This window comes from Glycomyces sp. L485 (genome assembly GCF_022548875.1).
Taxonomy (GTDB): domain Bacteria; phylum Actinomycetota; class Actinomycetes; order Mycobacteriales; family Micromonosporaceae; genus Glycomyces.
The window spans coordinates 955-10,763 of the sequence record NZ_JAKZEW010000072.1; the positions used below are offsets into that span (position 1 = coordinate 955).

The window sequence follows — 9,809 nt, forward strand, 5'->3', positions numbered from 1 at the left end:
AAAGTCTCGTCCGACCTCACTCGGCCAGGCGGCCCGAGACCAGGCTCGCCCATCCACACGCCTTCGTCGCTGCCGCCCTTGGCGCACAACAACCACCCACGTGAAAGATGCCGCCAGCGCCCCAAGGGCCATTTCCGGTCTCCTCCGGCGCACCGACCCTGCGCCCGGTGCCAATGTGCGGGGACATCTCGAACAGGTCGCGCTCTGAGGCCACCTCGAGCGCCTCAACCAGCCGGGCGGGCTCGGCCAGGAACAGCTCTACGACCGCCGTGACCTCGCCCAGTGCTTCGCGGTCGTCGCCGTAGGCGCAGAACATGCCGGCCTCGGAGTCGAAAGTGAATCGCTCCAGCAGCGGTTCGCGCTCGACCAGCGCGGCATGCACCGCCGACTGCCAGTCGTAGCCGTTGCCTTCGAGTCCATGGGCGGCGAAGACCTCGGCTAGGTGGCCGTCGGCAGAGCCACCGGGGCTGAAGAGCACCGAATCGGTGGTCTCGCCTTCGACGAATGCGGCGTTGGGGAAGGCTGCGAAGTCAGGTCGGTCTTCCATGTCGATGAGCCTAACCGGCTCGACCGACGCTCCTATTCGGAGAAGCGCCGGTTCGGGTCCTCGGTCGCCGACGGGCGTCCTGATTCGTCTATCGCGGTCGTCTTATCGCAGCCGCGGGTCGCACTCGAGCGCAGGCGGGACTACGATGATGGGTCTCGACGAGGAGGAGCGCGATGACCGGTTCGGCCGACACGCACAGGGTCACCAACCAGCCTCCGCCGCTAGTGGGCCGCGATCTGTTCGCCGACAACGCGCCGCTGCGCGAGGCCGCCGACCGGTCCGGGGCGGGGTGGATCGCCGGTCGCGCCGGGGAGCTGGGCGCGGTCCTCGGGAGCGCGGAGGCGGCGACGTGGGCCGACGAGGCGCACCGGTATCCGCCGGTGCTGCGCACCCACGACCGCTTCGGGCACCGCGTCGACGAGGTCGACTTCCACCCGTCGTGGCACCGGTTCATGGGCCTGGCAGTGGAGTACGGCGCACATGCGATGCCTTGGGCGAGACCGGTTCCGGGTGCGCACGCTGCCCGCGCGGTGCTGCTGTCGATGCTGGCGCAGACCGAGCCGGGGCACTGCTGCCCGATCTCGATGACGTACGCCTCGGTGCCGGCGCTGCGGGCGAATCCGGAGCTCGCGGCCGTGTGGGAGCCGTTGATCACCGCCGACCGGTACGATCCCGGCCTGCGGCCCCCGCGCGAGAAGGCGGGCGTGCTCGTCGGCATGGCCATGACGGAGAAGCAGGGCGGCTCCGATGTGCGCGCCAACAGCACGACCGCCTTGCCCGCGGGGGACGGTTCGTATGCATTGCGCGGCCACAAGTGGTTCTGCTCGGCGCCGATGAACGATGCCTTCCTGGTCTTGGCCCAGGCGCCGGGCGGCCTGTCGTGCTTCTTGCTGCCCCGGGTGCTGCCGGACGGCACTCGCAATGCGATCCGTTTGCAGCGTTTGAAGGACAAGCTTGGCAACCGGTCCAACGCGTCGTCGGAGATCGAGCTGCACGACGCCGTCGCCCACCGCATCGGCGAGGAGGGGCGCGGCGTGGCGGTCATCATCGAGATGGTCAACCACACCCGGCTCGACTGCGTCATCGCGACCGCCGCCGGGATGCGCCAGTCCGTCGCCGAGGCCGCTTGGCATGCGGCGCAACGCAGCGCCTTCGACAGGAGGCTCATCGACCAGCCGCTGATGACGCAGGTGCTCGCCGACCTGTGCGTCGAGTCCGAGGCCGCCACCGCCGTGATGATGCGACTGGCCGCCGCCTACGACTCGCCCGAAGAGGCGCCGTTCCGGCGCCTGGCGACCGCCGTGGCCAAGTACTGGGTGTGCAAGCGCGGCCCTGCGCATGCGGCGGAGGCGTTGGAGTGCCTGGGCGGCAACGGGTACGTCGAGGAGGCGCCGCTGGCGCGGCGCTACCGCGAGCAACCTTTGTTGTCCATTTGGGAGGGTTCGGGGAACGTCATCTGCCTCGACGTGCTGCGGGCGCTCGCCACGGCGCCGGAGACTGCCGAGGCGTTCATCGCGGAGGTCGAGAACGCCTCCGGCGGCAATCGACTCCTCGACGAGCACCTCGCGGGGCTCCGGCGGAGGCTCGCGGGCGGCGTCGAGCCGGGGCGGGCCCGACGCCTGACCGAGGACCTCGGCTTGGCGCTCCAGGCGAGCCTGCTCGTCCGCCACTCCCCCGCCGAGGTGGCCGACGCCTTCTGCTCGTCCCGGCTCGGTCCCGACCGGGGCCTGAACTACGGGGCCGTGCCCGCCCCGGCGGCCTCGTCGATCGTCGCCCGGCACCTGCCGCCGCCGAACTAGTGTGGGTCGCATGAGCAATCTCGACGCCCGTCCTACCGAGACGCCCTGCCGCGCGATCGAACAGGCCGGGCCGGAGGCGCGGCTCCTGGAGGCGAGGGACGTGCCGCTCGGCGGCGTCCGGGCCATGCGGGTCAGCCGCACGCTTCCGCAGCGCACCCTGCCGACGGTCGGCGCGTGGTGCTTCCTCGACCGCTTCGGCCCCGAGCGCACGGACATGGTCGTCCCGCCGCACCCGCATACCGGGCTCCAGACCGTCACCTGGCCGCTCCACGGCGAGATCCGCCACCGCGACAGCCTCGGCAGCGACGTCGTCGTCCGGCCCTCGCAGCTCAACCTCATGACCAGCGGCCCCGGCATCGCGCACTCGGAGATCTCACTGGGCGAGGCTCCGCTGCTGGGCGGGATGCAGCTGTGGGTCGCCCTGCCCGACAGCGGCATCGGCATCGCCCCGGCATTCGAGCAGCACACCGATCTGCCGCGGTTCGAATCCGACGGCGTCCGCGGCATCGTCGCAGTCGGCGAGCTGGGCGGGGCCGTCTCCCCCGCGACGGCCTTCACGCCGCTGCTCGGCGCGCAGCTCGAATTCGACGCGGGCGCGAAGGCCGCCTTGCCTCTGCGAAGCGACTTCGAGCACGCCGTCCTGGTCCTCGAAGGCTCGCTCGACGTCGCGGGGACGCCGGTCGAGGCCGGACCGCTGCTCTACCTGGGCGCCGGCCGCGACGAACTGCCGCTGTCGTCCACGGCCGGCGCGAAGATTTTCCTGCTGGGCGGCGAGCCGTTTCCCGAGGACCTCGTCATGTGGTGGAACTTCGTCGGACGCAGTCACGACGACATCGTCGCGGCCCGCGAGGCATGGGAGCTGCACGACCAGTCGCGTTTCGGCGCGGTCGCAGGACACGGCGGCGAGCGGATTCCAGCTCCGCCGATCCCGCCCCTGCGCCTGAACCCGCGCCGCCGCTGATCGGCCGAGCAGGTCCACTGGAGCACCGAACTGAGACCGCTGGCGATGAACCCGAACGACTCGTCGCTCCGGCCGGCGGCGATGCTGCCGTTCCAACCCACCGCGGGACGCCAACGGTGTCCACTCCTCCCCGACCATGGGCAGGCTCCAGGTGGCGTCGCCGTCGACGAGGAGAAAGGCGGTCTCGCCTCCGCCGCCGATCCGGATGACCGGCATGCGCTTCCGCATCCGCGGAACCCTCCCGACGTGCGGTCTTCGGGATCTTCGTCGATCTATACACTGATCGCGTGTTCGCGGTGCGGCAGTGGAAGGCGGTGGGGGTCGCTCAGGTCTGCAAACGTTTGCATATCAGGCGGAAATGAAAATTGAAGATAATCAACGCCCAAATGGACAATTGACATTATGCATGGATATGCCGAACAGCTGGTGAAGAATGAGCCGAAGATTTCTCGATTTCACCCTTGACCACTCTGCAATCGTTTGCGTAGTTTTATGGAATATTCTCGATCCGAGCGAACCGACAGAGGACTCCTCAAGTGGCCGTGACCATCAAAGACGTTGCCAGAGAAGCGCAGGTGCACATGTCCACCGTGTCGCGCGCCTTCTCGATGCCGCACCGGCTGCGCCCCGAGACCCGCACCAGGGTACTGGAGGCGGCACGCCGCCTCGGCTACCGTCCCAGCCGGGTCGCCAGGGCGCTCACCACCGGCCGCACCCACAACATCGGCTTCATCGTCGCCGACATCGCCAACCCCTTCTTCCCTCCGATGATCAAGGCCGCCGAGCACACCGCCCGCGCCCGGGACTACCACCTGTTCATCGCCGACGCCTCAGAGGACCCGGCCATCGAAGCCGAACTCGTGGACGCGCTGGCCAAACAGGTCGACGGCGTCATCCTGTGCGGACCGCGCATCGCGAACGCCAAGATCGAGCGCCTCAGCCAGACGATCCCGATCGCGCTGGTCAACCGAAAGGTCGACGGCATCCCTTCGGTGACGATAGACGTGGTCCACGGCGCCCGGGTCGCCATCAGGCACCTGCTCGACCTGGGCCACAAGAAGATCGCCTACGTGTCCGGCCCGCGCCAGTCGTGGACGAACTCGCAGATCCGCCGGACCGTGACCGCCACCGCCGGCGGGCAGGCCACCGTGACGGTCCTCGGCCCCAACACGCCGAACGAGGACGCCGGTCTGGCCGTCGCCGAGGAGATCTCCCGCACCGGCGTCACCGCGGTCCTGGCCTACAACGACCTGCTCGCCATCGGCGTGATGGAGGGGCTGCACAGCCTCGGCATCGACGTGCCAGGCGACGTCAGCGTCATCGGCATCGACGACACCGTCCTCGCGCGCCTGGCGCGCCCGCGCCTGACCACGATCCTGGTGCCGACCGCCGACGCCGGAACGGCCGCGGTGGACCTGCTCCTCCAGTACACCGCCGACGACGCCGAGCTCGGCACGCGCTCGGCCGGACACATCTCGCTGCCGACCAAGCTCGTCACCCGCGACTCGACCGCTCCCCCACCGCGGTCCTGAGCCCGCTCAGCGCTCGCGGGGCTCCAGGACGCAGTCGGACTCGGGCACGACCACCGCTTCGTGGCCGTTGTCGTGGCGGACGCGGTACGGCGGCTCCCCGTTCTCGCCGAGCACCGCCACCACCTCCGCGGTGTGCTCCGTCATGCCGACCTGCCGTCCTCTGAATCGCAACCGGTCGCCCACCTTCGCGCGCACGGTCCTCACCACCTCTTCACAAATGGTCTGGTCTCAATTCATTACATCGGAGGGCCCTCTCCGAGTCTAGGCGAAGCCGAGCACGCGTCCTACCGGATCGACGCAGGCGAGGCGGGCGGCCAGACCGTCAACGCCTGGAGATTCATATAGCCATGCCCCCGGCGCCCCACCGGAGGCCGCCTGTACCGCGGACTGACAGAGGAGGCCGCGCGGCATCCAGTTCAGGCGCACTCGGCGTCGACGGGGGTGGAGAGCCCGGCGAGGATGCGCATCGGCTCGGAGAAGGCCTCGCAGCACAAAGAGTAGACATTGCTGCGGCCCTTGGGGGTCACGGTGACCAGGCCGAGCTCGCGCAGCGGCGCGAGATGGTGGCTGACCAGGGTCTGGGCCAGGCCCGTCGCTTCAGTCAGCTCGCGGACGGTACGCGAACGCTCGGAGAGCAGAAGCACGATCGCGAGGCGGTTCTCGTCGGCGAGGGCCTTGAACTGGGGTGCGAGATCGCGGGCACGCCCGATCACCGTCGCGTCGGTGGCGGCCACAGGCAGCTCGATCCTGCTCGGACTGGTCATGGATCAAGTAAACCACAATGCTTGCCATCAACAGTAAATGCTGATATCAATAGAATCCGTTGATGCGATTGCGTCAGGCGCGATCGCCAGAACCCACGGAGGTCAGCATGTCCAACGCCACCCGCCCCGCCGCGACCGCGGCCGTCATCGGGGCCGGGCCGGTCGGCCTGGCGGCCGCCGCCCACCTCCTCGGGCGCGGCATCACCCCGATCGTGCTCGAAGCCGGCCCCGGAGCCGGGGCCGCGATCGGCGAATGGGGCCACGTCCGCCTGTTCTCCCCGTGGCGCTACGACATCGACGCCGCCGCGGCCCGCCTCCTCGAATCCCACGGCTGGACCGCACCCGACCTCGACGCCCTCCCCACCGGACGCGAACTGGTCGACGAATACCTCGCCCCGCTCGCCGCCACCCCCGAGTTGGCGCCGCACCTGCGATCCGGCGCCCGCGTGATCGCCGTGGCACGCGCCGGCGTCGACAAGACCCGCACCGTAGGCAGGAAGGGCCGCCCCTACCTCCTGCGCACCCGAACGGACGCGGGCGCCTACACCGACGTGGTGGCCGACGCGGTCATCGACGCCTCCGGCACCTGGGGCCAGGCCAACCCGCTCGGCGCCCACGGCCTCGCCGCCCCCGGAGAAGACCCCGCCGCGATCTGGTCGGCAGGCCCGTTGCCCGACGTCCTCGGGACCGGGCGCACCCGCTTCGCCGGGCGGCACACGCTCGTGGTCGGCATGGGCCATTCGGCCGCGAACACCCTGCTGGCGCTGGCCGAAATCGCCGAGACCGAACCGGGCACACGCGTCACCTGGGCCATTCGGGGCAGGTCGGCCACCCGACTCTACGGCGGCGGCGAAGCCGACGCGCTCCCCGCCCGCGGCGCGCTCGGCACCCGCATGAAGGCCCTGGTCGACACCGGCAAGGTGGAGCTCGTCAACCAGTTCACCATCGACGAGTTCGCCCCCGCGGGCACCGGAGTCACCGTCATCGGGCGCAGCGGCGGCGAGGCGGTCAAGCTCGACGTCGACCAGGTGGCCGGAGCGACCGGGTTCCGGCCCGACCTGGACATGCTGCGTGAGATCCGACTCGACCTCGACGCCGCCGTGGAGGCCCCCACGCGCCTCGCGCCGCTCATCGACCCGAACTTCCACTCCTGCGGCACCGTGCCCCCGCACGGCGAGGCCGACCTCGCCCACCCCGACGAGGGCTTCTACCTCGCCGGAATGAAGAGCTACGGCCGTGCCCCGACCTTCCTCCTCGCCACCGGATACGAGCAGGTCCGCTCCATCGCGGCCGCACTCGCCGGGGACCGGAAGGCGGCCGACAAAGTGGCGCTCGAACTGCCCGAGACCGGCGTGTGCTCCTCCGACCCCGCCGAGGCCGCCGACGCCGGGCGCGGCCTGGCCACCGGCCTCCTCCACGGGCACGCCGGCGAACGCATCGAACCGGCGCAGGCCGGCGGCTGCTGCGGATCCGCGCGGCCCGCGGCGAGCTGAGTCGAACCGGTGGCGGGATCGACACTCTGTTCGGTCCCTCCACCGATGGGCAACGGGACCCGGCTTCCGTCGAATCCGGACAGAAGCCGTTTTCCTGCTGTTCACCTATCATTAGTGGCAGCGGACCAGGACACGACATAGCGTCCTGTTTCGAGACGAACCGAATCAACGATCCGGGAAACCTCGTTCACCCCGTACTGCCTTGGAGAGATGCAATGCCTCACCGTCCCACCGACAAACGGCGCGCCCTGCCGCTGCTGACCCCGCACAAGCCCGGACGATCGGCGATGACGTGCGAATACCGCTGCGGCAACGCATGCGACCACCCCGTCGCGAACACGTCGGACAACCCCTACCTCGGCGATCTGATCGCCCAGGCCGTCTCCCGACGGTCCCTGTTCCGCGCCGGCGTGGTGGCCTCGGTGACCGTCGGGACCACGGGAACCCTGGCCGCACCCGTCGCCGCGTCGTCCGCCGACGCCGAACCGCACGCCCACCGGGGCCGCAAGCCCAAGGGCCTCAAGTTCGAGCCCGTCGAACCCAACACCGCCGACGCCGTCACCATCCCGTCCGGTTACCGGGACCAGGTCGTCATCCGCTGGGGCGACCCCGTCCTCGGCGACGCCCCCGAGTTCGACCCCGAAGCCCAGAACCCCGAAGCCCAGGCCGGGCAGTTCGGCTACAACTGCGACTACCTCGCACTGCTGCGCCACCCGTGGGAATGGCACCGCCGCGTGATGTGGGCGAACCACGAGTACACCGACGAAGAACTCATGTTCCCCGGGTACGACGGCGACGAGCCGACCCGGGAGCAGGTCGAGATCGCCTGGGCCGCGCACGGCGGCACCGTCGTCGCCCTCGACGAGGACCGCCACTCGGGGGATCTCACCCCGGTCGTCGGCCACAAACTCAACCGCCGCATCACCGCGACCACCGAGTTCGAACTCACCGGCCCCGCCGCGGGCGGCGAGCTGCTCAAAACCTCCGCCGACCCCACGGGCACGACCGTCCTCGGCATGCTGAACAACTGCGGCGGCGGCACCACCCCGTGGGGAACAGTGCTGACCGCCGAAGAGAACTTCAACCAGTACTTCGCGAACGCCGAACTGGTCACCGACCCCGACCTTCGGGCCAAGCTGAACCGCTACGGCATGAGCGGCGGCGCCACCGGCCGCAAATGGGAACGGTTCGACCCGCGGTTCGACCTGTCGGCCGAGCCGAACGAGGCCAACCGGTTCGGTTGGATCGTCGAGATCGACCCCTACGACCCCGACTCGACGCCCCGCAAACACACAGCGCTGGGCCGCTTCAAGCACGAGGCGGCCAACCCGCGCCTGACCCGCGACGGCCACGTCGTGGTCTACATGGGCGACGACGAGCGCTTCGACTACTTCTACAAGTTCGTCTCCAAGAACAAGATGAAGAAGGGCTACGGCAAGCACGCCCGGCGGCACAACATGGCGCTGCTCGACGAAGGTACGCTCTACGTCGCCAAGTTCACCGGCAACAGCCCCGCCGAGGAGATCGACGGCTCGGGCGCGCTCCCGTCCGACGGGGCGTTCGACGGCGGCGGCGAATGGATCGCGCTGGCCAGCGGCGACGAATCCTTCGTCGAAGGCATGAGCGCCGAAGAGGTCTACGTCTACACACGCATGGCGGCGGACGAGGTCGGCGCGACCAAGATGGACCGACCCGAGGACGTCGAGCCGCACCCGTACACCGGGGACGTCTACATCGCGCTCACCAACAACTCCCGGCGCGGCGCCGACGGCCAGGCCGCGGCGGACGAGGCCAACCCGCGCAACACCAACCGGCACGGCCAGGTCGTCGAGGTCACCGAGAAGGGCGCCGACCCGACCGCGCTGGAGTTCTCCTGGAACCTGCTGCTGGTCTGCGGCGACCCCGAGGACCCGAACACCTACTACGGCGGATTCCCCAAGGACCAGGTCAGCCCGATCTCCTGCCCGGACAACCTCGCCTTCGATCCGTGGGGCAACCTGTGGATCTCCACCGACGGCAACGCCCTCGGCTCCAACGACGGCCTTTTCGGCGTCGCGCTGAAGGGGTCGAACCGGGGCCAGGTCAAGCAGTTCCTCACCGTGCCGGTCGGCGCGGAGACCTGCGGGCCGATCATCGAGGACCGCCACGTGCTCGTCGCCGCGCAGCACCCCGGCGAAGTCGACGGCTCCAGCTTCGAGAACCCGGCTTCGGTCTGGCCCGACGGACCAGGCAGTATCCCGAGGCCCTCGGTGGTCAATGTGACCAAGCAGGGATTCGGCCGGATCGGCTGCTGACATCCGGATGAGGCCGGGACGGCTTGTGGAGCCGTCCCGGCCTCCTGCGTGCGAAGCAACGGGCGGTCGGCCCGTGGCCGTGTGGACACCGGCAATGGCCGCCCGTGCGTCGCCGGGAGCGGTGTCGGGTGGATGGTCCTTCTGCGCCAAGAGCGTCAGCGATGACGAGGTGGAGGGATGCGCAGGGTGGCTCCGCGGCTCACTGGTGCCTTTTGGCCCGACTTCAGGCGTATCAGCGACGAAGGAGCTGAGTGAAGGTCGGGTGCGCGATGTCGGCCACGGAGGTCGGTCGTGGGGAGCAGGAGCGGGACTCTTGCGGCCGGTTCGGCGGCTGCGGCGGGCACTGTGGCAACAAGTTCGGTGGCTGTGAGGGGATGCCGGTTCGGGGCGGGGGCGGAGTCTCGCGCCAGCCGGTGTGG

Annotated in this window: 8 protein-coding genes; 5 read left to right on the forward strand and 3 right to left on the reverse strand. The window is 69.9% G+C overall.

Features of this window, described 5'->3' with window-relative positions; genetic code table 11:
* Positions 1–16 precede the first annotated feature (16 nt).
* Positions 17–547 carry an Imm51 family immunity protein gene (locus L0U85_RS19825; protein ID WP_241379502.1) on the reverse strand — a complete coding sequence of 177 codons (531 nt, stop codon included), beginning with the start codon at positions 545–547 and terminating at the stop codon, positions 17–19.
* A gap of 173 nt (positions 548–720) precedes the next feature.
* On the opposite strand from L0U85_RS19825, the gene L0U85_RS19830 reads away from it, so the two are divergent.
* From L0U85_RS19830 to L0U85_RS19840, 3 genes are all read left to right on the forward strand, one after another.
* Complete coding sequence (locus tag L0U85_RS19830) at positions 721–2,346, forward strand: acyl-CoA dehydrogenase family protein (protein ID WP_241379503.1); 1,626 nt, start codon at positions 721–723, stop codon at positions 2,344–2,346.
* A gap of 10 nt (positions 2,347–2,356) precedes the next feature.
* A complete protein-coding gene (locus L0U85_RS19835; protein ID WP_241379504.1) occupies positions 2,357–3,307 on the forward strand; it encodes a pirin family protein in 951 nt (316 codons plus the stop codon).
* A gap of 542 nt (positions 3,308–3,849) precedes the next feature.
* Positions 3,850–4,839 carry a LacI family DNA-binding transcriptional regulator gene (locus L0U85_RS19840; protein WP_241379505.1) on the forward strand — a complete coding sequence of 330 codons (990 nt, stop codon included), beginning with the start codon at positions 3,850–3,852 and terminating at the stop codon, positions 4,837–4,839.
* A 6-nt stretch (positions 4,840–4,845) separates the two neighbouring features.
* Here L0U85_RS19840 and L0U85_RS19845 read toward each other — a convergent pair whose 3' ends face one another.
* The gene (locus L0U85_RS19845) at positions 4,846–5,034 is read right to left on the reverse strand and encodes a DUF1918 domain-containing protein (protein WP_241379506.1); all 189 of its coding nucleotides are present in this window, start codon (positions 5,032–5,034) and stop codon (positions 4,846–4,848) included.
* A 221-nt stretch (positions 5,035–5,255) separates the two neighbouring features.
* The gene (locus L0U85_RS19850) at positions 5,256–5,603 is read right to left on the reverse strand and encodes a metalloregulator ArsR/SmtB family transcription factor (protein WP_241379507.1); all 348 of its coding nucleotides are present in this window, start codon (positions 5,601–5,603) and stop codon (positions 5,256–5,258) included.
* Between the two features lie 107 nt (positions 5,604–5,710).
* Between L0U85_RS19850 and L0U85_RS19855 the strand changes: the two genes are divergently transcribed.
* On the forward strand, positions 5,711–7,096 hold the full coding sequence (locus L0U85_RS19855) for an NAD(P)-binding domain-containing protein (RefSeq protein WP_241379508.1): 1,386 nt from the start codon (positions 5,711–5,713) through the stop codon (positions 7,094–7,096).
* 215 nt (positions 7,097–7,311) lie between these two features.
* On the forward strand, positions 7,312–9,390 hold the full coding sequence (locus L0U85_RS19860) for a PhoX family phosphatase (RefSeq protein WP_241379509.1): 2,079 nt from the start codon (positions 7,312–7,314) through the stop codon (positions 9,388–9,390).
* Positions 9,391–9,809 lie beyond the last annotated feature (419 nt).